Annotated in this window: 39 protein-coding genes and 3 tRNA genes; 5 read left to right on the top strand and 37 right to left on the bottom strand. The window is 39.9% G+C overall.

All coding sequences use genetic code 11. From position 1 onward, the window contains the following. Nucleotides 1-14 precede the first annotated feature (14 nt). From K401_RS0122240 to K401_RS0122145, 19 genes are all read right to left on the bottom strand, one after another. The gene (locus K401_RS0122240; RefSeq protein WP_024295017.1) at nucleotides 15-287 is read right to left on the bottom strand and encodes a hypothetical protein; all 273 of its coding nucleotides are present in this window, start codon (nucleotides 285-287) and stop codon (nucleotides 15-17) included. Then, nucleotides 280-486: a hypothetical protein gene (locus tag K401_RS0122235; RefSeq protein ID WP_024295016.1), complete on the bottom strand. Its 207-nt coding sequence runs from the start codon at nucleotides 484-486 to the stop codon at nucleotides 280-282. The genes K401_RS0122240 and K401_RS0122235 overlap by 8 nt, the downstream gene beginning before the upstream one ends. Before the next feature lie 24 nt (nucleotides 487-510). Next, a complete protein-coding gene (locus tag K401_RS0122230; RefSeq protein ID WP_024295015.1) occupies nucleotides 511-897 on the bottom strand; it encodes a hypothetical protein in 387 nt (128 codons plus the stop codon). Further along, on the bottom strand, nucleotides 894-1,148 hold the full coding sequence (locus K401_RS0122225) for a hypothetical protein (protein WP_166435291.1): 255 nt from the start codon (nucleotides 1,146-1,148) through the stop codon (nucleotides 894-896). Before K401_RS0122225 ends, K401_RS0122230 begins: the two co-directional genes overlap by 4 nt. A 232-nt stretch (nucleotides 1,149-1,380) precedes the next feature. Next, nucleotides 1,381-1,518, bottom strand: coding sequence for a hypothetical protein (locus K401_RS33015; protein WP_156945305.1), 138 nt, complete (start codon nucleotides 1,516-1,518; stop codon nucleotides 1,381-1,383). A 63-nt stretch (nucleotides 1,519-1,581) separates the two neighbouring features. Continuing rightward, complete coding sequence (locus tag K401_RS0122210) at nucleotides 1,582-2,616, bottom strand: DUF4062 domain-containing protein (RefSeq protein ID WP_024295012.1); 1,035 nt, start codon at nucleotides 2,614-2,616, stop codon at nucleotides 1,582-1,584. A 75-nt stretch (nucleotides 2,617-2,691) separates the two neighbouring features. Beyond that, nucleotides 2,692-2,763: transfer RNA gene (locus K401_RS0122205), tRNA-Gln, on the bottom strand. A gap of 178 nt (nucleotides 2,764-2,941) precedes the next feature. Next, nucleotides 2,942-3,014 (bottom strand) — tRNA-Arg (locus K401_RS0122200). 275 nt (nucleotides 3,015-3,289) lie between these two features. Beyond that, nucleotides 3,290-3,362 (bottom strand) — tRNA-Phe (locus K401_RS0122195). A 432-nt stretch (nucleotides 3,363-3,794) separates the two neighbouring features. Beyond that, a complete protein-coding gene (locus tag K401_RS0122190; RefSeq protein ID WP_024295011.1) occupies nucleotides 3,795-4,535 on the bottom strand; it encodes a hypothetical protein in 741 nt (246 codons plus the stop codon). A gap of 12 nt (nucleotides 4,536-4,547) precedes the next feature. Then, a complete protein-coding gene (locus K401_RS0122185; protein ID WP_024295010.1) occupies nucleotides 4,548-4,742 on the bottom strand; it encodes a hypothetical protein in 195 nt (64 codons plus the stop codon). Between the two features lie 11 nt (nucleotides 4,743-4,753). Then, nucleotides 4,754-5,296 (bottom strand): LemA family protein, encoded by a 543-nt coding sequence (locus K401_RS0122180; RefSeq protein WP_024295009.1) that lies wholly within the window; start codon nucleotides 5,294-5,296, stop codon nucleotides 4,754-4,756. A 14-nt stretch (nucleotides 5,297-5,310) separates the two neighbouring features. Further along, on the bottom strand, nucleotides 5,311-5,616 hold the full coding sequence (locus K401_RS0122175; RefSeq protein WP_024295008.1) for a hypothetical protein: 306 nt from the start codon (nucleotides 5,614-5,616) through the stop codon (nucleotides 5,311-5,313). A 5-nt stretch (nucleotides 5,617-5,621) separates the two neighbouring features. Next, complete coding sequence (locus K401_RS33010; protein WP_156945304.1) at nucleotides 5,622-5,786, bottom strand: hypothetical protein; 165 nt, start codon at nucleotides 5,784-5,786, stop codon at nucleotides 5,622-5,624. Between the two features lie 11 nt (nucleotides 5,787-5,797). Continuing rightward, nucleotides 5,798-6,754, bottom strand: coding sequence for a DNA-directed RNA polymerase subunit alpha C-terminal domain-containing protein (locus K401_RS32565; protein WP_084492966.1), 957 nt, complete (start codon nucleotides 6,752-6,754; stop codon nucleotides 5,798-5,800). 25 nt (nucleotides 6,755-6,779) lie between these two features. Further along, the gene (locus tag K401_RS0122160; RefSeq protein WP_024295006.1) at nucleotides 6,780-7,082 is read right to left on the bottom strand and encodes a hypothetical protein; all 303 of its coding nucleotides are present in this window, start codon (nucleotides 7,080-7,082) and stop codon (nucleotides 6,780-6,782) included. A gap of 104 nt (nucleotides 7,083-7,186) precedes the next feature. Continuing rightward, the gene (locus K401_RS33875; RefSeq protein WP_278246376.1) at nucleotides 7,187-7,312 is read right to left on the bottom strand and encodes a hypothetical protein; all 126 of its coding nucleotides are present in this window, start codon (nucleotides 7,310-7,312) and stop codon (nucleotides 7,187-7,189) included. A 20-nt stretch (nucleotides 7,313-7,332) separates the two neighbouring features. Beyond that, nucleotides 7,333-7,779, bottom strand: coding sequence for a hypothetical protein (locus tag K401_RS0122150; RefSeq protein WP_024295005.1), 447 nt, complete (start codon nucleotides 7,777-7,779; stop codon nucleotides 7,333-7,335). Between the two features lie 60 nt (nucleotides 7,780-7,839). Then, nucleotides 7,840-8,298, bottom strand: a complete 459-nt coding sequence (locus K401_RS0122145; protein WP_024295004.1) for a hypothetical protein — start codon at nucleotides 8,296-8,298, stop codon at nucleotides 7,840-7,842. A gap of 277 nt (nucleotides 8,299-8,575) precedes the next feature. On the opposite strand from K401_RS0122145, the gene K401_RS0122140 reads away from it, so the two are divergent. After that, complete coding sequence (locus K401_RS0122140) at nucleotides 8,576-9,154, top strand: tyrosine-type recombinase/integrase (RefSeq protein ID WP_024295003.1); 579 nt, start codon at nucleotides 8,576-8,578, stop codon at nucleotides 9,152-9,154. 38 nt (nucleotides 9,155-9,192) lie between these two features. Here K401_RS0122140 and K401_RS0122135 read toward each other — a convergent pair whose 3' ends face one another. The 4 genes from K401_RS0122135 to K401_RS0122115 form a co-directional block, all read right to left on the bottom strand. Continuing rightward, nucleotides 9,193-9,837 (bottom strand): hypothetical protein, encoded by a 645-nt coding sequence (locus K401_RS0122135; protein WP_024295002.1) that lies wholly within the window; start codon nucleotides 9,835-9,837, stop codon nucleotides 9,193-9,195. 814 nt (nucleotides 9,838-10,651) lie between these two features. Further along, nucleotides 10,652-11,353, bottom strand: a complete 702-nt coding sequence (locus K401_RS0122125) for an AP2 domain-containing protein (protein ID WP_051464075.1) — start codon at nucleotides 11,351-11,353, stop codon at nucleotides 10,652-10,654. 33 nt (nucleotides 11,354-11,386) lie between these two features. After that, on the bottom strand, nucleotides 11,387-11,650 hold the full coding sequence (locus K401_RS0122120; protein ID WP_024295001.1) for a hypothetical protein: 264 nt from the start codon (nucleotides 11,648-11,650) through the stop codon (nucleotides 11,387-11,389). 88 nt (nucleotides 11,651-11,738) lie between these two features. Continuing rightward, nucleotides 11,739-11,981, bottom strand: a complete 243-nt coding sequence (locus K401_RS0122115; RefSeq protein ID WP_024295000.1) for a helix-turn-helix domain-containing protein — start codon at nucleotides 11,979-11,981, stop codon at nucleotides 11,739-11,741. Between the two features lie 166 nt (nucleotides 11,982-12,147). Between K401_RS0122115 and K401_RS0122110 the strand changes: the two genes are divergently transcribed. The 4 genes from K401_RS0122110 to K401_RS31440 all read left to right on the top strand — a co-directional run bounded on the left by K401_RS0122110 (nucleotide 12,148) and on the right by K401_RS31440 (nucleotide 13,664). Next, nucleotides 12,148-12,348, top strand: a complete 201-nt coding sequence (locus tag K401_RS0122110) for a hypothetical protein (RefSeq protein WP_024294999.1) — start codon at nucleotides 12,148-12,150, stop codon at nucleotides 12,346-12,348. Between the two features lie 92 nt (nucleotides 12,349-12,440). Then, nucleotides 12,441-12,776: a hypothetical protein gene (locus tag K401_RS0122105; protein ID WP_024294998.1), complete on the top strand. Its 336-nt coding sequence runs from the start codon at nucleotides 12,441-12,443 to the stop codon at nucleotides 12,774-12,776. Between the two features lie 292 nt (nucleotides 12,777-13,068). Next, a complete protein-coding gene (locus K401_RS0122100) occupies nucleotides 13,069-13,275 on the top strand; it encodes a hypothetical protein (RefSeq protein WP_024294997.1) in 207 nt (68 codons plus the stop codon). Nucleotides 13,276-13,346: 71 nt separating this feature from the next. Beyond that, nucleotides 13,347-13,664, top strand: coding sequence for a hypothetical protein (locus K401_RS31440; protein ID WP_024294996.1), 318 nt, complete (start codon nucleotides 13,347-13,349; stop codon nucleotides 13,662-13,664). A gap of 1,214 nt (nucleotides 13,665-14,878) precedes the next feature. Here K401_RS31440 and K401_RS0122080 read toward each other — a convergent pair. From K401_RS0122080 to K401_RS33005, 14 genes are all read right to left on the bottom strand, one after another. Further along, a complete protein-coding gene (locus tag K401_RS0122080) occupies nucleotides 14,879-15,634 on the bottom strand; it encodes a DNA adenine methylase (RefSeq protein WP_024294994.1) in 756 nt (251 codons plus the stop codon). Between the two features lie 41 nt (nucleotides 15,635-15,675). Further along, nucleotides 15,676-16,047 carry a hypothetical protein gene (locus tag K401_RS32035; protein WP_024294993.1) on the bottom strand — a complete coding sequence of 124 codons (372 nt, stop codon included), beginning with the start codon at nucleotides 16,045-16,047 and terminating at the stop codon, nucleotides 15,676-15,678. Beyond that, entirely contained in the window at nucleotides 16,047-17,084 is a 1,038-nt protein-coding gene (locus tag K401_RS0122070) for a tyrosine-type recombinase/integrase (RefSeq protein ID WP_024294992.1), read from the bottom strand. The genes K401_RS32035 and K401_RS0122070 overlap by 1 nt, the downstream gene beginning before the upstream one ends. 193 nt (nucleotides 17,085-17,277) lie before the next feature. Continuing rightward, on the bottom strand, nucleotides 17,278-18,465 hold the full coding sequence (locus K401_RS0122065) for a hypothetical protein (protein WP_024294991.1): 1,188 nt from the start codon (nucleotides 18,463-18,465) through the stop codon (nucleotides 17,278-17,280). A gap of 3 nt (nucleotides 18,466-18,468) precedes the next feature. Beyond that, nucleotides 18,469-18,672, bottom strand: a complete 204-nt coding sequence (locus K401_RS0122060) for a hypothetical protein (RefSeq protein ID WP_024294990.1) — start codon at nucleotides 18,670-18,672, stop codon at nucleotides 18,469-18,471. Between the two features lies 1 nt (nucleotide 18,673). Then, nucleotides 18,674-19,918 carry a phosphoadenosine phosphosulfate reductase family protein gene (locus K401_RS0122055; RefSeq protein ID WP_242842328.1) on the bottom strand — a complete coding sequence of 415 codons (1,245 nt, stop codon included), beginning with the start codon at nucleotides 19,916-19,918 and terminating at the stop codon, nucleotides 18,674-18,676. Further along, complete coding sequence (locus K401_RS0122050; RefSeq protein ID WP_024294988.1) at nucleotides 19,875-20,246, bottom strand: hypothetical protein; 372 nt, start codon at nucleotides 20,244-20,246, stop codon at nucleotides 19,875-19,877. The genes K401_RS0122055 and K401_RS0122050 overlap by 44 nt, the downstream gene beginning before the upstream one ends. A 92-nt stretch (nucleotides 20,247-20,338) precedes the next feature. Beyond that, nucleotides 20,339-20,605 carry a hypothetical protein gene (locus K401_RS0122045; RefSeq protein WP_024294987.1) on the bottom strand — a complete coding sequence of 89 codons (267 nt, stop codon included), beginning with the start codon at nucleotides 20,603-20,605 and terminating at the stop codon, nucleotides 20,339-20,341. Between the two features lie 37 nt (nucleotides 20,606-20,642). Beyond that, nucleotides 20,643-21,119 carry a hypothetical protein gene (locus K401_RS0122040; protein WP_024294986.1) on the bottom strand — a complete coding sequence of 159 codons (477 nt, stop codon included), beginning with the start codon at nucleotides 21,117-21,119 and terminating at the stop codon, nucleotides 20,643-20,645. A gap of 20 nt (nucleotides 21,120-21,139) precedes the next feature. Beyond that, a complete protein-coding gene (locus K401_RS0122035) occupies nucleotides 21,140-21,367 on the bottom strand; it encodes a hypothetical protein (protein ID WP_024294985.1) in 228 nt (75 codons plus the stop codon). Nucleotides 21,368-21,397: 30 nt separating this feature from the next. Beyond that, entirely contained in the window at nucleotides 21,398-22,786 is a 1,389-nt protein-coding gene (locus K401_RS0122030) for a DNA cytosine methyltransferase (RefSeq protein WP_024294984.1), read from the bottom strand. A 52-nt stretch (nucleotides 22,787-22,838) separates the two neighbouring features. After that, nucleotides 22,839-23,225 carry a hypothetical protein gene (locus tag K401_RS0122025; protein ID WP_024294983.1) on the bottom strand — a complete coding sequence of 129 codons (387 nt, stop codon included), beginning with the start codon at nucleotides 23,223-23,225 and terminating at the stop codon, nucleotides 22,839-22,841. Then, a complete protein-coding gene (locus K401_RS0122020) occupies nucleotides 23,222-23,641 on the bottom strand; it encodes a hypothetical protein (protein ID WP_024294982.1) in 420 nt (139 codons plus the stop codon). The genes K401_RS0122025 and K401_RS0122020 overlap by 4 nt, the downstream gene beginning before the upstream one ends. Then, nucleotides 23,628-23,783, bottom strand: a complete 156-nt coding sequence (locus K401_RS33005; RefSeq protein WP_156945301.1) for a hypothetical protein — start codon at nucleotides 23,781-23,783, stop codon at nucleotides 23,628-23,630. The genes K401_RS0122020 and K401_RS33005 overlap by 14 nt, the downstream gene beginning before the upstream one ends. Between the last annotated feature and the right edge of the window lie 119 nt (nucleotides 23,784-23,902).

The raw sequence follows: 23,902 nt of genomic DNA, 5'->3' as shown, positions 1-23,902 counted from the left end.
CTTTAAAAATCACTTTATACATTTACAATAAAATCACTTTGGCACTTGCTGTTCTTGCATTTATACGGCATCATATGTATTTTTGTTTCTGGCAAAATCTTTACTGCCTTTTTTCCACAATAAGGACAAACTGCCCAACGGCTTCCATCTGGTAAGATTCTTATATCCGCTTGCCCGTCAAATCCATCTTCCGGAGGATTCATGGATTTTTTAAAACCACTTATAAAACCTGCCATTATGCTTTCCCCCATTTCTAATCCCTCTTTAGCTGTATAGCCTCTATCCATTTTTTGTTTTCACCTCATATCCTCCGATTAAATCATCCAGTCCAAATATGCCATCATCACAAAGATGATACAAATAAACTGGACCAACAGGCACATCAACACCATTAGTTTGCATGCTTCCTCTTATAACACCTGTCTCTTGAAATTCTTTACCGCACCGGCGGCAACGATATATTACAACTGGATTACTCTTTTCCATAATTTCCCCAACCTCCTACAGGTTTTAATGAATCATATCTAATAGCTGCTGGCAAAACGCAATATGCCGTTTATTCAATTCTTTTGCGGCTTCAGGTCCAACCCCTACACCATTAAAGGCTCTAATTTCCTCTTTACTTTCAATACGATTCCTTGAAACTTCAATCTCTACCCGTAAAAAATGCTCAATCTCATCTGCATGTAGGTTGGTTGTATCACTTGTAATCGTTGCTTCTCCTGTGATAAACAGCATTGAGCAACTTTCAGTCTTAACACCCTTTACCGTCATATCAAGCAGATCAATTAAATGCTCTCTTCTTAATTTTTCACAGCTCTTTAGGCTCTTATAATCAAGGCTGATAGCAACCGTTTCATTATCATCAATAACTGCCAAAACATCTCTTAATCTCATTTCGTCCTCCTTTTCATAGGCATGCCATGAAGCCGCCGCCAATTATTCTGCTGGACCTGCTCCAAGGTACATAAACCACATATGACAGCGGCCAATTCTCCCGGTGGTAATAACACAGCCATTGAGAAATCCAAGGAAACAGGCTTCTTAAATTCGTCTATGGCCTTTTGCAGTTCTTCATCTTGGTCCATTTTAAAATCAAGCACTGGAATATCACTTACAGGGATCTCCGTGCCATCAGTACCACGCATATATACCGTTTCCGGGCTTTCATTCCATTTCGGCGGCATAGTCATACCCTACCTTCCAAATTTTCCACAATATTGATACACCGGCCCTCATTCTGGCACCGGATAATATTCATGACTTTGGAAGAAGAATCCCCGATCAAGGTACAATCCTCTTTATCGACCTCCGGCTCAAAATCCGGGCAGTAAGAGCAAAAGTTACGTAAGCAAAGCTGGAATCCGTCCATAATCCACCTCACAGCAATAAACCTATCAGGAATATTCCATACCATAACGTACTTATCTTTTCCTTATCTCCAGTTACAAACTTCCAAGCTGCGTATAAAAATACTACGAATTTAATCACCATAAATACTATTTCAACGTTACTCATGTTCCCACCTCATTTTCCCATAAAAAAACTACCAACCGAATATTGATAGTTGGTAGCGAAATCTTATTTTTCTTTTTTAATTGCGACTAATTGAGTCATTATCCTCTCTCCATATGGGGTTAATTTCCAGTATGTTAAGTTATCTTTAACACTTCTATTCTTGATACTTTTCTGTATCAATCCAAGTGCTTGAAATTGTACTTTGATTATTTGAAAATGACCAACTTTTAATTGAATTTTATCAAATGACCGTATTTTCATTTCTGACTTTAAAATTATTATTTCATCATGACATTTTTCTTTCATGTAGGTTGTAATAACCTCTGTCATATCTACCTCGTCACATTCATTAACCAAATAAGGAGCTACAACTTTAAATAATTCATTCCATGTAAACACAAAATCCATTGAGCTTGAATATCTATTGTTTTGTTTATCAAAATACCTATACACGAAATTCAATACAATTGTATCTTCACCTTGTGAGAAATTTTCCGCTCCATCAGGTGCTTGAATATTACTTAACTCCAGTTGTTCTTTTAATTCTTTGTTTTCTTTTTGAAGTCTAAGTAATTCTTTCATCGTATTTTCATCTGTTATATTATCAGCTTTGACCCACCCTGTAGCAGGAAATGTTTTAATAAGAGTAATCATACTCCTTGAAACTACGCTTCCTAGATCGTAAGGGTTAGTCCAATATTTAGTCATCTTTTTTTGGGCCAAATCCCTAAATAGATTTAATCTTTCCTTACCTTCTTGCGTATCCTCAGTTTTAGCTGATGATATATCTCCTGGATTTTTATGCAGAAAAGCTATTATAGGCTTATTCGCCGCCAAAGCATATCGATATTCCATTTCAGTATAACCCATACCATCTTCATTAACAGAACCATATCTACCTGCTAAAATCAAAATATAATAGTCACAGTCATCAATAACTTTTTTTATTAAAGTCCATTGGTCATCATTCGAAGCTGGAAAAAGTTCCATTCCAGCCGGTATGCAGTCTAATTCAAGTAATGCTTGCATAACTTCTTTACGCTCATCTTGTAAATCTTTATATGTTGAACTAACAAAAACCTGATATCGTTTATCCATAATAACCCCCCTCATCATTTGTAATAGAAAAATTATACCACACCAACCATCAATATTCAATTTCCAATGTGCAAATCAGGCTACCCGGATTCGAACCGGGAAATGCAGGAATCAAAATCCTGTGCCTTACCGTTTGGCAATAGCCCATCGTGGGGTAGAACCATATCCACGCAAACCACTTGCATGAAGCACGTTCACTTACTGGCTACTAAGAACAGAAATAAGGATTTTCCAAATGCCATTCACCCATATTCATGAGTTCCCATGTGTTTTCTCACATGAGGAATTTGGCTTATTACGTTCACACTAAACTTTCAGCCACCAATGGACCCTTTGGGATTCGAACCCAGGACATTCCGGTTAGAAGCCGGAGGCTCTGACCTCTGAGCTAAGGGTCCTAAGCACGGCCCGCTTAGATTATCATACCGTCTACTCACCCTCTTATGGAGATTTCGCAAGCGTACTTGTGCACGAATACGCTCCGGGCGCTTTCAGCAGGCATTGTCATTCTCTGTAAGGCGTTGCGCTCACTCTCACATCAGCCGATAGCTATTCGGCAACGCTTGCTTCCTTAGTTATGATGCAACTCTTAGACACAACCACAATCCTATTAGACCCTGCACCTGCTCCATTAGGTTGTCGCTTTCGGCTGTGAATGAAAAAAAGAAGCAAATGGGAAGTATAGGTTCCGACCCTATCTCTCCTGCTCTTCAGGCAGGCGCTTTCACCAGATTAGCTTATTCCCCTCTTAAACAATTTTATAAATTGCGGTGGCAGGAATCGAACCTGCGATTATCCCTACGCCTTACCTGCCATACTTTCAATGTTAGCCTCACACATACTCATATAACGGGATTGTGGATTTGAACCACCACCGCAATCACGCAAAAGTTTGCAACCTCTTACTTGAAATTCTCTGACTGGCTAAGCCAGATCATTCCCAACAGGTATATGCGGATTCGAACCGCATGTCTTGCTTCCTGACGTATGTCTGTCAACCTGCATGTCTTCACATACGCTTCTGCCTGTTTTAACCATCATAAAACTAATACCTGCTATCCATACATCTCCCATCGACAGGACTTTATGCAGAAAATCCCACTAAGTGGAGACAAGGATAAAAACCTCACGGCAGATTCGCTCCGCCTTAACAGCAAACAGCTATGAGGAGAAAATTTTTACTCTAACCATCCGTTATCCAGGTAATAGAATCCGAACATCACGACACCAGTTAAAGCAATCCAGAATATCCAAAACAGCCATAATCCAATTCCAGAAGTCTTTTGATTCAACGCTTCTTCAATATTCATATTTTTAAAGAATTCCGTATTGTCTGCTATGGTGCCATCTTTCAGAAATGTATATATGGATCCGGTGTGTTCTTTCGGGCAACCATAATATTTATATCTGATCTTGTTTGATTCTTTAATTGTTTCCATGTACTCACTATGTGGAATAACTACTTTTCCATAGGGAAATTCAATTTCCAAAAACCGTATATTGTTCGAATGTATATTTTCTGATCCGACCTTATCCCATGTCCAATATGTTTCAGTTGTTGTCCATGAAGTTTTTCCATTCGAATGATGAACTGTTCTGGTATGTCTTGTATATCTTTCTTTCACTTTTTCTACATATAAGTACTCTCCGCCAATTTCAGGGTATGTCACCGGATCAACTGCTTGCAGGTTCCCATAAACAAAAGCATTCCCAAGGCTTGTGTCCATGCCATAACGGAACATTTCTGTGTCCGTAATATGTACCGCCTTATTATATTCAGCGTTCTTATCCATCTGGTAAGCTTCTATTTTCCCAGCTATCACAAATCCAATCAGGAACATAACAGCAACAATGGTAACGCTGGCTATGACTTCTCGTAATGTGATTTCAAAATCTCCAAAATCCCATGACCTTTTCATATCAAGTCCTCTTTAATCTTCGTCAATTTCAAGGTAAGCAGATTCTTCCAATTCCTCTGCTAATTCTCCAAGGGCTATGCTGACTTTCATAACCATTTCCTTTGCTTCCCTGATTACCGGGTTCTTAAGCGCTTCAACGGTTAACCGTCCGCTTGCACCATCAAGTGTTGAAATCATCTCATCTATGGACATCTTTAATTCTTCCATGAATCGTCCTCCTATTCTTTAAACAAATTCTGAGGAGCATCTGACGGGGCATTGTAATCCAATCGCTGGTAATCCTGACGTTCATATCCGCACCAATCAAGATAAACTCTGGCTGGGAATCCTTTAACATAACGATTATATGCACCCACCTGCCGGTTATAATTCTCCCGGTACTGTGCCATCAGATTTTCGGTTGTGGCTAATTCAGTCATGAGCTGCTTATAATTCTCATTACTCTTTAATTCCGGATAAGCTTCAGATACCGCCGTTATTGCCGTTGTCACATTCTCAATATCTCCAGTACTGCCCCGCCCCTCTACAATCGCTGTCAGGGTATCTGCCTCGTGCTTATCATACTGCTTTACGCAATCCGCAAGGTTATAAACCAAATCTACCCGGCGCTTTTCTTGCACCTTAATATCTGACTGAGCCGTCTGAATGGATTCTTCCAGGTAGATTGCCTTATTCTGGCTTCCCTGGATTCCAAACACTCCCATTAAAATCACTGCAAATACTGCAGCAGCTCCAATTACAAACACTTTCCAATTCTTCATTTCCAATATCCTCCCTAACAATTATTGCGGCAGTGGTATGTTCCCCCTACCATCAAGTTAATTTCTTTTTCAGTGTATCCACACTTGTCCAGCCCGCGGACCCCCTTATATTTTTCCTTTGGTGGCATACTTTGGTATTCTTTACAAATTATCTGTACACTTTTGAGGATTCTATCTGCAAACTGTAGCAATACATCGTTTACAATCACAATCACGTCTTTTAGGGATTCAAAGACCTTTACAATTGACCTCTTGAACTCAATTACCAGTATTCCTGTATGTACTATTTCCTGTTTCTGTTGCTCTGAGAAACAAATCATATCAGTTACCTCCATATTAGCGGCAAAGCCAGAATATACATGATTGCCATAACACCAAATCCGACTGTTGCTGCCTTATCTCTCTTCCAGATCAGTCCCCTGGAAAACCAAAGAATAAAAATCACCATAAATACATTCCAAACCGTAACAATCCACTTCAATGCTTCCAATTCTCTCACCCCTATTTCACATCTGCCAAATCAAACACAATACCCCGGCAATACGGCTGCCCGTCCTCATACATCATGAATGTTTCGTGTGGAATATCCGTTTTATATGTCCAGGTAATGACATTCCCATATTCATCTATTGCGGACTTATCGCACCAGAAAGCTTCAATGCAGTTTGCACGCTCTGAATCATCTTGTGATACGCCATTCCGGTCAAAGAATACCTTTCCACCGTCAAAGCAGCCACCCTCATCATAAATGGCCCCATCAAAAATCATTAGATCATCTGAAGCTCCGCTAACAATAACCAAACCAGCTTCTTTCGCTGCCTGCCTAACACTACTAAACGGTTCAGGTTCGGATCTGTATTCATACCCATCAATGAGCTTTGCCAATTCTTTCTTGTCCATGGAGTCCCCTTTCTCAGCACTTATAATTTTTTGCTTTTCCAAAACTTCTTCAAAGCACCGCTGACTGAAGTTTTTTACATTCGCAAAATCAACTGCTGACATCTGACGAAGCTGGCTCACTGTTTCCACACCTGCACGTTTCAGACAGTTATATGTCCTGACAGTAAGGTCCAGATTGTCAATGCTGTCCCGGTCCGATTCTGCACCAACAATACGGTCTGCAAGTCCCTCCGCTACGCTGTATAAACCTTCATTGGCTGGAATGGCTCTCAAATACTGTGCAATGGAATCTACCAGAGCATTGTACCAGTCACCTTTCTGCATAAATTCAGTTCGCATGATTTCTGCTGCAATCTGGAGTAATTTATTATCAATCTTAACCTCTGCATTGTTCAGCAATATAGCTGCTGATGGCACCAACGGAGCATAAAGAGTTAAATTTGGGTAGCACCCAGCTTCTATCCTCAAATCAACCCCAGATAAGAGATTGCTTATATCTGTTCCATTCAATAACACTGAATTATTTACTTTATCGTTTTTGATTTCTACTTTTGACATTTCATAACCTCCCCAATTCAATAATTCATTTTATTTTGCCACTCATCTTTGCATTTAAAATTGCTTTCAAATATGCTTCTGGATTATCTTTAGCAACTGAAAATCCCTTTTTCAACCGCTCTATTTCCTCAATAGAGTTTTTGTACTTCGGAAGATTTCGAACCCTGTCTCTAAACATATCAATCTCTTCCTTCGAAATAATCCCTTTATCCACCAAAAGGCCAAGTAGCGCCTGAATATCAATAGCAGTACAAAGAATACGCTCTTGAAGCATTAATTCCTGTAACGCTTCCTCTGGCTTATAATACGAATCATTACTTACACTCATTATATTTACCTCATATTCCAGTTACGGGCTACTTTACGCCCAGGTGCCGCCACCTGATTGACCGCATTTAATCTGGCTTCCCATGCACGCCGGAACCCGTAGATTTACTTTTTAGGCTTATCTTTTCTTTTTGCTTCCTCTTCACGTCTCCTTTTTGCCTGATTCAAAGTAAATTGCGTTGCGGCACGCATTGCTGTCTGTGACGCTATTATTGCTGCTATATTAATCATGACTTCCTACAACCCCTTTTTTATTTTTTAAGAAAAATTGAAATCCATCTTCTGGACCGGACCCGATTAACAAGTGTCACGTTATCGCCATCTTTCTCGATTTCAACATCACAGTTATACCGGAGAATCGTCCGCCGGAACTTTCTGGCCAGTTCTTCATCTGGCAGATTATAAATCATATACAGATTCCCGGCCTTATCAATTATAGGTTTCTCGCCCTCATGAATATCACTTTCCTGACAAGGAATAACAGCTCCTCTTGTATGTCTGCCAAAGTAGAAAAATAACCAGCCGGCTAATGGGCATTTTCCATTGAGGTAGTACGGATCATATTTGGGAACCCACCAAGGATCTTTTAAAGAGAACTGGATATACCATTCATAGCATTCCTGAGTTTTGAAATTTACAAAAGCAAACAGGAAAGTTCCTCTATGCCTTTTGGCAAACAATAATTTTCGATTGAACATTTATGTATCCTCCCGGGAAAAGGCCTTTTTATATTTTTTAAAAATTTGAGAATCACTTTTCTAAGAAACGATTTCAACAGGACAGCCTACAAGCAGTTCAATATCAGCTTTTGAAAGCTTAATAGGTTTCCCAATGCTCATATCAATTTCTTTACGATCTCCTGAAATTCCTTTGGCTATCGCCTTGCCCTTAAATGCCATGGTTTCTTCATCAACATAAATCCTGAAAATGCTATATCCATGAGCCCGGCAGAAGCGCAATGAATCAGATAGTATCCTGCTCATTTCCTCATCTTCTTCACCAAATAATTCCTGGTATGTATAAGCATTATCTGGTGAATGAAAATAAGCCGGAGTAGATATCCACTTAGGAAATTCAGAGAAATAGAATAATCTATTGTTGACCATTGCTTTCAATCCAATATCTGTTCTATATCCTCGTGCAGAAGCCATTCTAAGCAATCTTTCACTTTCTTCATTTGTCGTAGTGGTTATAAATTTTCCTGTAAGGTCTACCATGATGAATACCTCTTTACTTTCTTGATCAGATTCTTGACTTTGATAAAAAGCCTTTTTTGATTTTTTCGTTACTTCGGGACCCAACTACGCCTAAAAATCAATTCCTATAGACCCCCCCTGCCGGGTGTCTTATTTGCTTGCGTTTTCAAAGTTCGTAAAATAATCAAATTACGAACTATTACGTATTTACAATGGTTTCATCATATGGTATTATGGTATCAATAGATTATACGAACTTTTAATAGGTGTTTTACGAACTTTTAAGGAGGAGTACAGAATGAATAAAAAAACAGTTGCACTAACCAGAGAAACATATCAGCTTATCATTGACACTATCCGGTCCGGCTTTACGGCCAAGGACGGAACCATCTGTAAGCCAAACAACCGGATCGCTACTGCCTTAGTGCTGGAAGCCAACCTGGGCTTACGTATAGGCGATGTGCTGCGGCTCCATGCCTGTGACATAATCAAAGACGGCGAACGCTATCGCCTTGACATCACAGAGGGGAAAACTAAAAAGCAAAGGAATTTTACTGTACCGGTCGAACTGTATAATTACATCTTGCAATATGCGCTTGATAACGGCATTTCAAGCCGTGCAAAGCTGTTTGACATAAGCGAAAGAGCCATACAAAAGCATTTAAAACTGGCTTGTGAATCTCTAGGCCTTGAAAATATCGGTTCTCACAGCTTCCGCAAGTATTATGCTACCGACATTTATAACAGCAATGGCTACAACATTGAAATCGTTCGGCAACTCCTGCAACATTCAAGTACCGCCGTTACTCAAAGATATATCGGTATACAACCGAAACAAGTCGAAGAAGCAATACAGAAACATTTATTCTTGATTTAACATCTGCCCTGGCATTCGCCGGGGCTTTTCTTTTGCCTTTAATCCGGTAGTTCGTCAGCCGATCCCGGCAGCAGGTCCACTGTTTTTGCTCTGTCCTCAATCTCCGACCGGGTGTATTCCGGTTTCCCGGCCTTATCATCGTAGGCTATGATCTGGACATTATCCCGGTATCCATAATTGGCTTTTAGGGCGAACATACAGCCGATATTGCCGGTTTGGATTACCTCATCGTACAAAGTTGACTCGCATTCCGATTTCCATTTTTGTGCCGAAACGGAATGGCCGGAAGCGACCCGCCCATCAAATTCACCTTTTAACCAGCTGTTTATCGTGTCCTTGTTAATACCCGCCATCATACTAAAGCGGAGCAGTGTGGGCTTAATCCTACATGTACAACAGATAACTGTATAGATGTCCCATAATATATTTAGTTCTTTGATATCATACTCTTTAGTGACTGTATTAAATCCAACTTTATATTTACGTCCTATATCCTTTAATAACTCAGATAATCCTTGAGAAGAACATAGATTAATATTACTATGCCTCTTTATAAACTCATTAGATATATCCATAATTGTAGCTGTAATATTATTAATATAATCTCTATCGTCTGTATCTTTATCATCTGTATCAAGCTCTATATCAAAGCCATCTACTGTATACTCATCTGACTTAGGCATAATATTTATAACTCCTTTCTGGCTCTTATACGGGTATCATATATACATCATACAGATACATATAAAAGCTTTATATATTTAACATCTGGGTACTTATCATTGATATCCCAGTAGGTTTATTTAATTTTTTACAACCTGGTCTACCAGGGCAAATGTTATCCGGTCATCAGGATCGGGGAGGATTTGAAAGAGTAGGCCTAAGCATTCGTTCCGTTGCTCCTGATCTGTGCATTTACCGGTCTCACAAAACCGGCAACTTTTCCGATCACATTTATCACTCATTCCTTTCATCTGCCTCACCCCTCAATTTTAGATTCATTCTGAATTTGTTCTAGTTGTACTATAACCTATAGATCAAATGCTGTTTTAGCGTTCATATTGCCATCTTACGCCGTTTCCAATCTCTTCCGCGGACATTTTCTCGTCTACCTCCTTAAAATCGATTTACGGCCAAATAAAAAAGCCGCCACCTGTTGCAAGTACGTTATGCAACGGGTCACGGCTCCTAGAGCTACCAGGGTGAAGGAGTAATATATAAAATCTATATATCCCTATCCTCCGAAAATGTATATATTAACGTGGCTATATACGGCCTTCTTTCAATTATCTTTACGATAACAGAATATCCAATATCTGTCAATAACTTTTATTTATTAATCATTATAGAGTTTTTGGAGAAGTCCGGCCTTGCATATGATGCAATGATCATGTTTTTGCGCAATGTATTTATATATCTATATCTAAATCTGTGGAAACATTTTGTGTACAAATTGGAATCAAAATGTATACGAAAAGAGCCAACAACCGCCGGTCCTTAACATTTCTTTCTCTGCAATCTTTCCCACTGATCAGGATATGCTTTTGCGTACCACTCCAAGAAAGGACCGTAAATCTCTTTCTCTGCTTGCTTTCGTGCGTCCATTGCATCAGTTAAAACATCGTAACCTCCGAGATAATAATTCTTGCGCTTAAACATTATTTGGGCTATCCACTTTTTTCGCACTTTGTTGTAATACACGCCCGTAGCTCCGGATTTATTTGACGCACTAATCGTGGATGTCAATTTACACGGGGCTGTACCGTTGACATAAAGCTCCCTAATCTTGTCCACACAAACATGGCCACATGATGTCGTACTCCCACTTGCTAGACTGCCATATGGCACATCGACCGCCTTTCCACAACTGCACTCACAATGCCAAGTCATACTCATACCCTTGCCACGCTTTCCGTCCAGGAGGGGATACTTCGCGGTAAGCTCTCCAAAGGTCCTGCCCGTGATGTCGATATACTTCGGATTTCTGTTTTTATCGATTTGCTCTTTCGCCGCTTCGCTTCGCAAGCACCCACAGCTTTTAGTAGTTCCTGCCAAAAGATTCACGGCAGCAACTTCACAGCTTTTCCCACAGTCACAGGCACAATGCCAAATCACGGATGTACCGAGTCTCTTGTCTGTGGGATACTTAGCTACAAGCCTGCCGAATCGCTGGCCGGTTAAGTCTCTCACTTGCCTCATATCCTCCGCCTTTCTGGATTCAGACATAAATTATTATAACTGATATTCCTTTCGGTCATTATCCGTGATCTCTTCGGCTTCATCCATGAACCACTTATACCAAGAATCTTTGTACTCTTCCTCCGTTGCATACTCATCAAGATCTGAGAAATCGCTATCGTTCTCGATCTGCCGAAGATATGTTTGATAGGCTACGGAGTTTCCAAAGGCCTGCCATAACGGTTCCCCGAATTTTTCTTCATACGCTTTTTCAATCCCTTCGATTGCTAACTCCCATGCCCTTTCTCTTGTCATCATAATCTTCCTCTTTTCTCCCTTGTCTTGCAAGGTATTTTATTTGTTGCCCCTATATTATCACTTCCAAAAGTTATTTTCAAGACATTTTTTAAAAGTTATGTTTCTTTTTTATTTCCTCTTCTTCTTCAGTTGCTTTAAACTCTATCAAATCCTTTGGTTGCATATCCAATATTAGACATATCCGGTTAAGGCTTTCTAAGGATATAGTAGTATCCTCTTTCTTAATTTTCTTTAGTGTGTCTTGACTTAAAAGCTTTGTCGTCTTTGCCTTATACAAATTAAACCCTTTGCGCTCCAAGGCATCAGCAACATCTATTTTATATCGTAACATAACGCACCTCCTCCAGTTAATTAAGTATAAAATATCTTTGACAAAAAGTCAAATCATATTTATCACTTAAGAAAGTTATAAAATCGCTTGACAGTCACTTTCTAAAGTGATATAGTATAAACATAGCAAGCAACACAAATAAGTCAATCGAAAGGCGGTAACTATCATGGAATTATTCGAGTTTATTATGACATATCCAAACACCAAGGAAGTTTACAAAGACTATAGATATTTTAAAAGCACCAAAGAGTGTAAAAAATACCTTGAAAGTTACGGAATGGAAGTAGTAAGAATACAGATTGCCAATTCTGTTTATGATGATGATATTTTGAAATCAGCAAAAGAAGAATTAGAAAATAGAGAATAAATCCCCTGAAGAGTCTTTGAAAATTAAGACGAAACCGCCGGCTGGCGGTCGGGATACTTATAAACAAGTCGCATTGAAAGGCGGTAGAAATTATGAAAATGAACATTGACATCGAAAGGCTGATTGATTTAGTCGAGGAACAAAACACCTGTTATAACGATTATTGCTATTCTGGGAAGACACTTTACAACGGAGATTTTGATGGCTTGAAAAAACGCAAAGATCACCTGTCATATGCCAATCAGTCACACGATAGAGCACAAAGCGCAGTTCAGGCGATTATAGAAGTTTTACAACTTGATAGTGAACAGCAGAAACGGCTTTACATTGCTACTCGTGCAGTTTGTAGCTGGAGAGTTCGCACTGGTTACGCTTTCTTAATGCCTGCTACCATGAAAAATAAGATTCACAATTTCATATTCGCTTAAGGAAAGGAGCTCCACATGAAAACAGAACACAGGGTAGATAACTGGAATCAAAATAAAATTTGGATCTGCAAAATTTCAAAATGCAACCACTACTACATAGGCCAGCAAGTAGGTTGCCTGAACTTCCGGCCGATAAGAGTTTCAAAATCTCATTACATGTCCATCATCTTCAATTCGAAATTCGCTTATTAGGCGGCCACTGCCGCCCCTCTAATGCAGCCGGACAAGCTCCGCAGGTCACAAGCCCTGGTAAATGCAGAGCGGAGGAAAACAAAAAATCGGAGGTAACAGAATGATTAATTTGACAACAACTGAAATTGCATGGATTATTGGGGAGCTTGATAGGAATGCGGCAATCAATACAAATGCCGCCGCGTCCCCCGAAGCAAGCACCATTGAAAAGGGGCTCTTAAATCTCAAAGCGGAGAACTTAACCAGTATGTCTAACAAGCTCCAGAAAGCCCTTGACAGTGGAGACAAGCGAATTGCAATTATCTAATTTAACCGGCGGCGGTCAAGCCGTAGCGTCAAAGCAACCGCCGGATTACCAAATTTTAGGAGGACAACACTATGACAATTAAAGTAAATTATGCAAACGGTGACAACACAACAACACGCTTCAATGGGACAGTTCAAGAAGCTACAGCTTATTACGTAGGGAAAGTTTTTAATATCGGAATTGTTTCTGATAACCTCCAGAAATGCAATTCTGTTGAAATTGTTGAAGAGGAAAGCGATCGGAATATGCTTAAAGAAAGAGAAGAGGAAATAAAGAACAGTTACATGGTAAAATCCCAAGACGGGCAATACGTGATAATGCAAAAGGATTTTTACTTCTCTGAGTTATTAAATGAATATCAAGACTACTGGACTTTATACAAACCATAAAAAACCTTAAAAAGCGCAATATCAGCACTGAAAAAGATAGTGGATCAGCACTTCCCAGCAAATTATTTTACTGCAAATAACAGCATAGATGATTTTATTAAAACCATGGTCCAGTAAATCCAATTTAGGCGGTTACGGTTAAGCCGTGGGCGGTTCAGTCCGCCACCGTTCTTTTATTTCCCGGCTCCCAGGGATAAGGGAAGAAAAAGGAAAGATGACCATACCAAAATATGTTGACACCTTACTTGGATATCAGGGCCGTTATAGGAGGGTCGCGTTAATTCATCAGATAACAAATTACGCCAAGTACCCCGGTTGCATAGCCGGGTACTTATACTGCATTAACCTTGAGCGCTATAAATACCCCCGTTGTTTTCGAAGCAATATCGAACGTTTCGCTAAGTGGTGTCGCCGTATGGGTGCTGAAGCTATCGTCCACACCGTAGTAGAAAATGGTTGGAACACCTATGCCATAGTCAGTATAACTGACCCTGTGGCTCTAGCACTCGAAAAAGCTGGATACATCGAAAAATAGCACTCGCAGGCCGTTGGAGTACCGCTGGTTCGATTCCGGCGGCGGCCATTAAGCACTTGCTAAAGGCGTGTACCTGCCTACTGCCTGACGCAAGCCGGCAACTATCCATCTTACACCGCCCCGGTGATGTAATCCGGCGTTTAAACGGTTGCACGATAGCACCCCGCATATGATCAGGCTACGCCCTACAAAGCCACGGGGCAGGACGTGGACGGGCGCGGCTTGATGTATGCAAAAATCTAAGTGAGGAGGTACAAGCTTATGTTTGATAAAGCTACGCAACGCGGGCCACCATTCTGGCGGTTCAATTGGCTTTCTGATTTTGTCCTTGAAGTCTCTACTGGCATATGATATCATAACACCAAATAGCCTTTATATTGGTTCGGGTCTCTAAATGCGATCAAGTGACCACGTGCTATCTTAATGCCCTCTGCGGGGCAAATACAAGGCCCTGGCTGGGGATTAAGCCATGTGGTAATGCCTGCATAATCATAGCAAGAACGATAATCCTTTACAAGAGCAATCTGAAAATTTTCAAAATATCACAAGGATATGAACTGGATTTTTTTCAAAATATCAGCACAATCTAAGTCAGATTTTTAACGTTAATTTTCAAAGTTTCAAAATGAGCATTCCAGATTAAGAAACGCATACCCGGGGGGTATCAAAATCATTTACCTTATTTGAAATTCTTTATGATCAACTCCTTGTATCTCCTGCTCCTATCCTTGTTCAACAAATTATTCATTCTGTCAACTTCAATGATAGTATATCCCTCATACAAATCACGTATCTGCTGGCAATCGTTATAAGATAAAACGAATCTTCCCTTTAAATCACTCAGGCATTTACACAGCCTTTCATGATCCTCCGGATTGAACCGGTCCGGATAATATTTCTCTGCTTCGTAATATGGAGGATCCAGATAGAATAACGAATCTGGCCTGTCATATGTTTTTATCAGTCGTTCAAAGTCCTGGTTTTCAATAACGACGCGGTTCAATCGATTTGATACATCTTTCAAATAATCCACTGCCTTATGTATGTCTCTGGAACTCACTCCAAATGATCTGCAGTCTGTTCCAAAACTTTCCTTAATCAAACAGAAGTACCTAGCAGCGCGTTGTATATCCGTCACTCCTCTGGTGTTTCGATTCAGTTCGTCAAAGAATTGCTCGCGAGACATTAATAACCATTCCATCTCTTTCTGCAATGGCTCCGGGTGATATTTAACCACCCGGTATAGATTGATCAATTCCCCGTTGACATCATTAAAGACTTCCAAAGGAGCATGTTTATCTCTTGAAAATAATAGCCAGCCAGCTCCGCCAAATACCTCAATATACCGGTTATAGGAATCCTGATCCGGGAACTGTTCCAGTATCTGCTTTCTCAATAACTTCTTTCCACCAATCCAACTAATAAAACTGTTCATGCAATAAGCCTCCTTTATAATTTGGAGCATATCACAAAGATTCACTGCACTTCTATGCAAAGTAACTTGATGGCCTTATTGTGTATATTGAAAACCTGCCTGACACTATATCCCATCTTATCAGCAATAATCTCCCATCGGTAACCTCTTATATATCGGTACTTAAGCAACCGCTTCTCCTGTTCATCTTCAATGGCTTCAATTTTATCATACAAATCCATGCAGACTTTGACTTTCTGATACCGAAAATATACAATCTTTTGATTCAGCGCATTCAAAGCAGAAACATACTTTTTATCATGGCCATGAATATTCATTTCCTTCTGCACCATCTGGATTTCTTCCCCTGCTTCTTCGATTGCAGCATTAATGGTAACCAGATTTTTTAATTGATTTCTTGTATTATTTCCCATTATCCTGCACACCTCTCTCTCACACTTCTTAATGTATTCGGTGTAGATTGAGCGTAATAAATAGCCGTTACTGACGGACTGGAATGCCTCAAAATCTCCTGAATGGTGCCAAGGTCCACTCCCTTGTTTTTAAGGCTCATTCCCAGAGTTTTACGCAATTTATGAGGATACACTCGGCATTTCAACTTTGCTCGATTGCCAATGGTTTTTATAACGCTCCGGATTCCAGACGTTGACATTTTCCAATAAGGTGCCCTACATTGTGGAAACATAAACGGACTTTCATCATTCCTTAAATCCAGATACTGCCTGTAATAATACCGCGCTTCATCATCTAAGAATATAGGCTCATACCTGTCATTCTTTTCCCCCTGAATCATAATATCCCCGGTATTCCAGTCTATCTGGTCAAGGGTGATCTCAACCAACTCTCCCACTCTGGCCCCGGTGCTCCGCAACACTTCAATTAATGCGCGATCTCTAGAATTCTTGCATGCGTCCCTCATCTTCGCCATCTCTTCTGGTTTAAAATAATCAATCGGCTTTCGAATTGTTTTCAGCGGATCTGTTGCCTCCACAGGATTGTCACTGATTAACTTTTCCTTCCTCATCCAGGTGTAGAATGCTGACAGGAAACGTCTTTCATTATTCACGGTCACGGCCTGATTCTTCTTACCGCCGGCATTAATATTCCGCTTCTCATACCAGGACAGATAATAGCTGATATCGGATTCCTCTATTCGGTCCAATGGCTTATCAATCAGGGTAATCAGACGCTTAATGGCACTAAGATACGCTTCCTTTGTATTATCCTTGATTTTCTTCTTGACGATGAAAAGCTGAATGATATACTTATTCTTCTGATCCGTATCATTCTGGTACTCTGCCGGGAGGGTTGTTATCTCTTCCATATTGACATTTACAAATTCTTTTACAATCACCTGATGAAGAATATCCAGAACATCTTTCGCCACATGCCCTGCCATAGCAACAATAATATTATTGATAACCTGTGCTTTAACAGTTTGTCCATTCATAACATGTAATCTCCTTTTCTATAAATTTCAGTTGCTTAAGGAGACAATTTGATTTATAATGTCCTTAAGCGTAAAGCGGTAGAAGAACTTTGGTCGGGGACTCTGCCGCTTGTTTATTGTTATTGATTCGAATGTATGTTCTTTTCGGGTTATTTTTTTACCGGGGACTCTGCCCCGGCTATATATTTAAAGTTTACAAATCAAACAGGCTTAACTGTACTGGTTTCTCCTGTTCTTCTTTTATCTTCTGTTTTCGTATATTTTCCAACTCTTCTATTCGTTCTTCCGAAAGCCATTTATCAGCATGTATCTTATCAAGGCTAAACTCTTCAAAATTCTCATATCCGACCTCAAGTATTTTCTTTTCTAATTTCTCAATTTTCTTTTGCTTCGTAATCTGGCGCTGTTCTCTTTTTGCACTCTTAGAAAGCTTTTCCACATCGGTTGCATGAGTAACCTGAATTCCGTCTTTTATGTCCTGCAAGTCTTGTAATAAATCTCTGCTGGGTTTCGATTCTGCTCGAATATTCAAGACCTCTATGGAATAACTCTTGTCAAAAAATTGCTCGGAACGCACGTTACGTTTTAGGCGTTCATAAATATTACCAGACTGTACTTTAATAAATGCCTCACAAATATCCATACTAACAGGACGGTCAAAATACCGGATACCTTTTTCGACTGAGACCGAATGGTCCCCATTGAAGATTGTATCATCATGCCGGCGACAACTGGTTTTTAAATCATAATAAACATTTCCACGCTTCTTGTTTAACTGTTTTCCAAGTATAGGGCAATATCCGTCCTGACTATAGCAAATTTTAGCACATCTGGAAGGTTCATAATACTGGCTCCACGTCCTTATTCGCTCATCATAACCCATGTGATTGCGGCACACTCTGCCATGGTGAGTTTCAACATATTCTTTGTATTTTCGGTCTATTTCATCGTTGCGTTCTTTATTGGCCTTTTCCAAACTATTTTCATAATCATATATTTCTTGGGTCTTATGACAGACACACCAGCATTGGATACACAGGCCACCGCCTTGCAAACCATGTAAAATCTCATTATTATCCGGACAATCAGCTCTATCATAAGGACAACGGATAACCGGGCAGTTATTTTCATGGCTCCAATCAATACCCATATAGCTCATATCGCTAAGTACATGGCTCCCTTTTACATACATTCCACAGCCTGTTTTATATATAAATTCATCTCTGTATGATGGAAGATATTCAAATCCGCCTGCCAAATTAAAAAGTGGATTGTCTCCTGAAAATCTGGAAGTGCATATCCTCACATAAGCAGGGAAATTATCAACCGTGTATCCCTCCGCCAAAAGCTCTTTGGTAAGTAAATTATATTCTTTTTCCATTACCTATATCCCCATGCATGGCCTAATGCCAAAATAATCCTCCATGCGGCTTCTAAGAGCTCCTACTGCCACATCATACTCCTTTGCTATACATTTCTCACAGCAAGGATATTTATAGGCCAGGACCTTTGATATTCGCTTATCCCAACTGTTAATTGGCTTACCACAGCAGTTACAGGTTTCATCTAACCATTTTACTTGTGCCATTTCAGAGTTCCTTCCTTTCTTCATTCAGAAAATCAGCAAGATTCATTTGCCCAATCGATTCCCAGGTCTCCGTAGCTACGCCACAATGTTTCAATGCTTCTTGATAAGTAACTCCATTGTTCTCAATTCTCATTCCCCAATTATATACTTCTCTATGTGTATCAATAGAAGAAGTTCCCAGGCGTTGTATGCGATTCGGCTCTGCTTCCAGATGACAGCCAAAGCCACATATGATACAACCAGTTCTTTGTTCTCCCGTTAATTCATATATCCCACAATGATTCTTTCTTACCTCTCCATATACACAGCAAATGGGAATTTCATTCTCCATTTTATACTGTAGAACATCCTGATTCGTCCAGAATCCTAACGGTTGACTTTTAATGGTAGTACCATCATATACGTTGCACCCCGTATGATTGTACTGATTTTCTCGACGAAATCCCTCGTCCTGTGTAATCCCGATAAATGGATATCTACCTGTCTCCTTTACATATCTCTTGAAAGGTTCTTTTTTAAGAATCTCACAGCATATGTCCGAAATATCCTCTTCTGTAATCTGTTTATCCGCTAGATAATGCCACTTTTTAGCCAACATGCCAAATTTTCCACGTTCATCACCATTAAGAAGATAATTGCGATACTTCTCGCTTAGTTTTCCATGTCTTAACTTTTTAATCTTACTGGCTGTATCTTTGCTGATCAGAGGAAATCCTTTATGCTCACACACCCACTTGAAATTATGTTTTGGGTACATTATTTTTAAAGTAATAGTCAGCTCTGGAAATTGGGTTTTCAACCATGCGACATATTCCTTAACAAATTTTCTAATCTCCGGGAATTCCACTCCAGTATCACAAAAAACCAATGGTATCTCTCCGGTCAGTCCATATTCTCGATAAGTCATGCAGACTAAATGAGCCAACACCGTGCTATCAAGACCTCCGCTAAATGCTATGTAAATTAATCCACCCCAATGTTCGTGCCACTGTACTATGCGCTGTGCGCTAAAAGATGGTTTTATCTCAAATGGCATATGTTTCATATTGACAAACGTTGTTTTAGGGAATTTCAATCCTTCTTTAAGCAAATACATTTTCTCGAAAGGAGCCGACACGTGTCTCCTGGCCAGAAGCTCCGACCTCCTTTCATTTTGGGTAACAAAAAACCAACTACCGAATATTGATAGTTGGTTTTTACAATTATTTCTTACAAATATTCCTGAACTTTTCTTCAAGCGCCTCAATTGTTGCTTCTCCGTTATCATAACTCAAAGTATATGATCCACCATCAATTTCTTTCTCATTCGTTTCAAATGAGAGAAGTGTGTCTAAGTCAAATTGGAAATGAAAATAGGCATCTTCAAGAAATTTCTCTATTTCTTCTTTTTTCTTCTCGTCGGCATTAGCATATATGTACATACATGTTGCTGCTACCGCTGTATAAGGATGCTTTCTAATAAAATCAGCATCTGCCATTCCGCAAGCTCCGCCTCTGTCACATTGGAATACGTCACGCATGATGTACTCAAACGGGTGTGCATATGCTTGACCATTAATAATTCTTTGCTCCATTTCTTATCCCCCTTGTATAAAATTTGATAAGATAATTATACACCACCAACCATCAATATTCAATTATCAAGGAACAATATTTCTTTTAAATCCTATTCTTTTGAAAACAATTTTTCCAGTACGATATCGCAAATAGCCCCTTTATCCTCGTCCGTCCAGCCCACACCATTTTCTTCATACTGCCGCTGTTTCTCTTCAATTTCCTCTGACGTTATTTCTTCTGCCAGCTGAATATAATCTTCTTCGGAAACATCAGCAAGTGCACTGACACAGCATAAAGCTGGCGTTTCAAACGGTTCTGTGCAATAATCAATTACACCACAGTTGCCACAATGCATATCTAATTCGCCTATTTCCATAATGCTTCCTTTCTTCCACTGCTAAGAGAATTCCAGATTAGACACTTCTCCTTGTTGCTGACCGAAACATCATTAGCAACATTTCTGGTACCGATCTGTCCCTGTCTTTCCTCACGGCTTTCTTGACAGATTTTAAATCATACCAATCGCCCTGATAATTCTTTCCATCAGGAACATATACCCCGATTCTGTACGGTATTTCATTCTTCACTTTTTCGTATACTTCCTCAGGCATGACATAATAATTGAAATCGCCCAAGAAATTATGTCCGTTCTTTGAATGAAAATCTTCCACCGAGGACTTCACTTCAAAGCAGTAGAAGTCCCCCTTTTCAATACCAGATACCGTATTGTTTACTGGTTTAAATTTCATATAATCGACCCGGACCGCATTACTGGTGGCATAGTCAAATGTCACTTCTGCCGCCCAGTAAATTCTTGGGTCATTATTGGGGTTTATGTGCTTCTGGATAGACAATGATAAAAATTTTGTAACCTCTGGCCTACTGCTCATAGCTCACCTCTTCAAAAGCCTTAGCTTATTAATTCAAAAAACTCCTCCAAATCCTTTTTAGAAATTTCTATCCAGCCCAAATCCTCTGCTCCGCTTGCGCATTCCAGATGAATTTCACCACCAATAATGCTTGATTTATCTTCATGCCAGATAGAACCTACCGGCACAATTCCGTATTCATTCGGAATGCTGAAGCCGTCCCCATCTACCTTTTCTAAGCACATTTGCTTTATACATTTATATTTCATGTCTCAACCTCCTGATATTCTTCAATCATATTAAGCAAACCTAAGCTGCTCCTGGCTATCATCAATCCTCATGTTCGGCATTCGTTCCCCCACCTTTAGATAAGGGCAAGCTGTATAACAAAGCTTCTCTGCCATCAGGGGGACAACGCTGTTTCCGATTTTCTCAACCTGCATTGTTTTAGGATAAGGCTTACCATTCGGCATTTTAAAATCAATGATATAATCCTTTGGAAATCCCTGTCCCAATTTCAGTTCTTCAGGCTTCAACATTCGGAACCATATATCTATGATTTGGTATGTTACTCCATCTATTACCACAAGGACAAGACCAAACCGGTCCTTTGTGACAATCGTATGGATTGGCTCGTTTAAACTCTGGCCGATGTCTCCGCTGTAATATTTAATCAAGAAAGCTGACACCAAAGCAAAATGCCCAGGAGAGGTGGTTATCGTATGGATTGGCTCATTTATTGTCTGGCCCGTTCCTGTCTTATAAAACTTCGATAGGAAACAGGTTACAAGAGCATAACGGTTTGCAGTATCAATAGTCTGTATTGGCTCCTTTAAACTCTGGCCCCGGACCTCTCCCTTTACTGTTTCGGAATGATATTGTATTAAAAACGGCGCCGCCACTTTGTCCGGAAGAATAAACCGGTTCTGATCATCAATTACAAACTTTTTAATCCCGGCTGCGATACGGCTCAGTGTCTTATCTTTCAAAGGCCGTTTCCTAGTAAATATAGGGTTGCCTAAATCCGTAAAATCAATATCCTGACTAATCGGCTCCCAAGGCTTTAGGCCATTTACACCACCTTTAGAATGTGTCTGCTCCGGCCAAACAATCGGCCTACCATCACACCTAAATTGTCCATACCAGCGCACCCTGGCTGTATGCGCTCCATAATCAGCAGAATTTAAAACCCTGCATTCAAACTCATACCCAAAAGCTTTCATAAGGCGAATAAATTTATTGTAATACTCACTTTCACGGGCCTTAATGGGCTTACCGTTCTTATCTAGAGGTCCCCATTTCTGGATTTCTTTAACGTTTTCCATCATAATAACTTCTGGAACTTTCCCTGTTGCTTTTAAAATCAGTTTGCATTGCTTCCAGACACCCATTGGAAGTATTCGCAATCCTCTTTCTATGGGCTTATCTCCTTTTGCATTCGAATGCGAGGTACAGTCTGGACTTGCCCAAACAAAGCTAACTCTCTGCCCCCATGAAAGAAATTTTCCAATTTTTACTCTCATGATATCTTCTGGAAAATGGTGCGTATACGGGTGATTGTATTTGTGCATTGATATGGCTGAAGGACTATGATTAATTGCAAAATCGAAGCTACGCCCCCAGGCCATCTGTCCACCAACACTTACACCTCCACCACCGCAGAAGTAGTCTATAATTACATCTTTCATTTTTCAAAAAGGTTCCGTGTACACTCTCCCGGCCGGGGAACGGTTCCTTTCATTATTTTTCAATCAACTCGTTCCATTGGTACTGTATGTAGTGCCATTGTTTTTCCAAAAAGCCTTTTATTCCAGGCATGTCCTTTTCATCAATATGCTTAATCCATACCGGGCGATAAATCCCTTTTCTTTGTAGCATAAAGAATAACCAAAGCTCAAATTCAGCTATCGGCTCATCTGTATCTGGATTGTGTTTCTGCTCAATATCAAAGCGAAAACATAGATTGTAGTCAATATCAATGCTTACGCCGTCTGAATCAAGCCATTCTTCTTGAAAATCTGCCCACGTATCATATTCGCATCTTCCGAAATTTTCACCATGCTGATTGCCGACATAATGATTGCTTTCGCTACAATAATAACTATGTTCTGTGGCCTGTAATTTCATTTTTCACCTACTTTCTTACTGGCTCTCCAAATCCGCTCAAGTTCTTCCAGCGTAACATGGACCAGGAGATTGCTTATAAAACTACAATTGCTATATTCTTTGGACATGGCTCCAATCATGTCAACAAGACCATTCCAGTATTCATCTGTATCATTCGGTTCGCTGTACTTCTTAAACAGTTTCCATGCTCCGGTAAGGCATTCTTCGTACTGCTTATCCAGAAGAGAAGTGCCCCCAGCTTTAATCCTTTTTATTTCTTGCCAGACCACCAGGCAGAACAGCCTACTCATGACAGGATTCTCATGCTTCTTTATCATTTGTGCTACATGCTCCGGTCTTACCATCTGACGATTCTTCATAAGTTTCCAAGCGTCCGTATAAGCGGACCAGTATTTCCTAAGTTCACCTTCGTTCATATCCCACCGCCTTTATACTCCGCTCACAGGTAAAGCAGGTCTCATCACCAAATCTTCCGTCATAATGCTTGCAGGTACCGCAGTTCTTCCTGGTCCACCGCATTATTGTCTTTCGTAAAAACATATGTAAGTTATATCTCATAGCCGGTATACCTCCGTTATTCACAGAAAACCGGAATGAAAAACGCCCATAAGCAATTAAGATTCTTAGTAATACAAATTCCAATAGAAACTACAGCTGCTACGTTCACCCATTTAACC

It is taken from the genome of Lacrimispora indolis DSM 755 (assembly GCF_000526995.1).
In the GTDB taxonomy this organism is placed as follows: Bacteria; Bacillota; Clostridia; order Lachnospirales; family Lachnospiraceae; genus Lacrimispora; species Lacrimispora indolis.
This window is presented reverse-complemented; position numbering and strand designations above follow the sequence as displayed.

Bases quoted from the DNA above. Each gene is read 5' to 3' on its own strand.
- K401_RS0122240 (WP_024295017.1), bottom strand. From the start codon at position 287: ATGGATAGAGGCTATACAGCTAAAGAGGGATTAGAAATGGGGGAAAGC.
- K401_RS0122235 (WP_024295016.1), bottom strand. From the start codon at position 486: ATGGAAAAGAGTAATCCAGTTGTAATATATCGTTGCCGCCGGTGCGGT.
- K401_RS0122230 (WP_024295015.1), bottom strand. From the start codon at position 897: ATGAGATTAAGAGATGTTTTGGCAGTTATTGATGATAATGAAACGGTT.
- K401_RS0122225 (WP_166435291.1), bottom strand. From the start codon at position 1,148: ATGCGTGGTACTGATGGCACGGAGATCCCTGTAAGTGATATTCCAGTG.
- K401_RS33015 (WP_156945305.1), bottom strand. From the start codon at position 1,518: ATGAGTAACGTTGAAATAGTATTTATGGTGATTAAATTCGTAGTATTT.
- K401_RS0122210 (WP_024295012.1), bottom strand. From the start codon at position 2,616: ATGGATAAACGATATCAGGTTTTTGTTAGTTCAACATATAAAGATTTA.
- K401_RS0122190 (WP_024295011.1), bottom strand. From the start codon at position 4,535: ATGAAAAGGTCATGGGATTTTGGAGATTTTGAAATCACATTACGAGAA.
- K401_RS0122185 (WP_024295010.1), bottom strand. From the start codon at position 4,742: ATGGAAGAATTAAAGATGTCCATAGATGAGATGATTTCAACACTTGAT.
- K401_RS0122180 (WP_024295009.1), bottom strand. From the start codon at position 5,296: ATGAAGAATTGGAAAGTGTTTGTAATTGGAGCTGCTGCAGTATTTGCA.
- K401_RS0122175 (WP_024295008.1), bottom strand. From the start codon at position 5,616: ATGATTTGTTTCTCAGAGCAACAGAAACAGGAAATAGTACATACAGGA.
- K401_RS32565 (WP_084492966.1), bottom strand. From the start codon at position 6,754: ATGTCAAAAGTAGAAATCAAAAACGATAAAGTAAATAATTCAGTGTTA.
- K401_RS0122160 (WP_024295006.1), bottom strand. From the start codon at position 7,082: ATGAGTGTAAGTAATGATTCGTATTATAAGCCAGAGGAAGCGTTACAG.
- K401_RS33875 (WP_278246376.1), bottom strand. From the start codon at position 7,312: ATGATTAATATAGCAGCAATAATAGCGTCACAGACAGCAATGCGTGCC.
- K401_RS0122150 (WP_024295005.1), bottom strand. From the start codon at position 7,779: ATGTTCAATCGAAAATTATTGTTTGCCAAAAGGCATAGAGGAACTTTC.
- K401_RS0122145 (WP_024295004.1), bottom strand. From the start codon at position 8,298: ATGGTAGACCTTACAGGAAAATTTATAACCACTACGACAAATGAAGAA.
- K401_RS0122140 (WP_024295003.1), top strand. From the start codon at position 8,576: ATGAATAAAAAAACAGTTGCACTAACCAGAGAAACATATCAGCTTATC.
- K401_RS0122135 (WP_024295002.1), bottom strand. From the start codon at position 9,837: ATGCCTAAGTCAGATGAGTATACAGTAGATGGCTTTGATATAGAGCTT.
- K401_RS0122125 (WP_051464075.1), bottom strand. From the start codon at position 11,353: ATGAGGCAAGTGAGAGACTTAACCGGCCAGCGATTCGGCAGGCTTGTA.
- K401_RS0122120 (WP_024295001.1), bottom strand. From the start codon at position 11,650: ATGATGACAAGAGAAAGGGCATGGGAGTTAGCAATCGAAGGGATTGAA.
- K401_RS0122115 (WP_024295000.1), bottom strand. From the start codon at position 11,981: ATGTTACGATATAAAATAGATGTTGCTGATGCCTTGGAGCGCAAAGGG.
- K401_RS0122110 (WP_024294999.1), top strand. From the start codon at position 12,148: ATGGAATTATTCGAGTTTATTATGACATATCCAAACACCAAGGAAGTT.
- K401_RS0122105 (WP_024294998.1), top strand. From the start codon at position 12,441: ATGAAAATGAACATTGACATCGAAAGGCTGATTGATTTAGTCGAGGAA.
- K401_RS0122100 (WP_024294997.1), top strand. From the start codon at position 13,069: ATGATTAATTTGACAACAACTGAAATTGCATGGATTATTGGGGAGCTT.
- K401_RS31440 (WP_024294996.1), top strand. From the start codon at position 13,347: ATGACAATTAAAGTAAATTATGCAAACGGTGACAACACAACAACACGC.
- K401_RS0122080 (WP_024294994.1), bottom strand. From the start codon at position 15,634: ATGAACAGTTTTATTAGTTGGATTGGTGGAAAGAAGTTATTGAGAAAG.
- K401_RS32035 (WP_024294993.1), bottom strand. From the start codon at position 16,047: ATGGGAAATAATACAAGAAATCAATTAAAAAATCTGGTTACCATTAAT.
- K401_RS0122070 (WP_024294992.1), bottom strand. From the start codon at position 17,084: ATGAATGGACAAACTGTTAAAGCACAGGTTATCAATAATATTATTGTT.
- K401_RS0122065 (WP_024294991.1), bottom strand. From the start codon at position 18,465: ATGGAAAAAGAATATAATTTACTTACCAAAGAGCTTTTGGCGGAGGGA.
- K401_RS0122060 (WP_024294990.1), bottom strand. From the start codon at position 18,672: ATGGCACAAGTAAAATGGTTAGATGAAACCTGTAACTGCTGTGGTAAG.
- K401_RS0122050 (WP_024294988.1), bottom strand. From the start codon at position 20,246: ATGGAGCAAAGAATTATTAATGGTCAAGCATATGCACACCCGTTTGAG.
- K401_RS0122045 (WP_024294987.1), bottom strand. From the start codon at position 20,605: ATGGAAATAGGCGAATTAGATATGCATTGTGGCAACTGTGGTGTAATT.
- K401_RS0122040 (WP_024294986.1), bottom strand. From the start codon at position 21,119: ATGAGCAGTAGGCCAGAGGTTACAAAATTTTTATCATTGTCTATCCAG.
- K401_RS0122035 (WP_024294985.1), bottom strand. From the start codon at position 21,367: ATGAAATATAAATGTATAAAGCAAATGTGCTTAGAAAAGGTAGATGGG.
- K401_RS0122030 (WP_024294984.1), bottom strand. From the start codon at position 22,786: ATGAAAGATGTAATTATAGACTACTTCTGCGGTGGTGGAGGTGTAAGT.
- K401_RS0122025 (WP_024294983.1), bottom strand. From the start codon at position 23,225: ATGAAATTACAGGCCACAGAACATAGTTATTATTGTAGCGAAAGCAAT.
- K401_RS0122020 (WP_024294982.1), bottom strand. From the start codon at position 23,641: ATGAACGAAGGTGAACTTAGGAAATACTGGTCCGCTTATACGGACGCT.
- K401_RS33005 (WP_156945301.1), bottom strand. From the start codon at position 23,783: ATGAGATATAACTTACATATGTTTTTACGAAAGACAATAATGCGGTGG.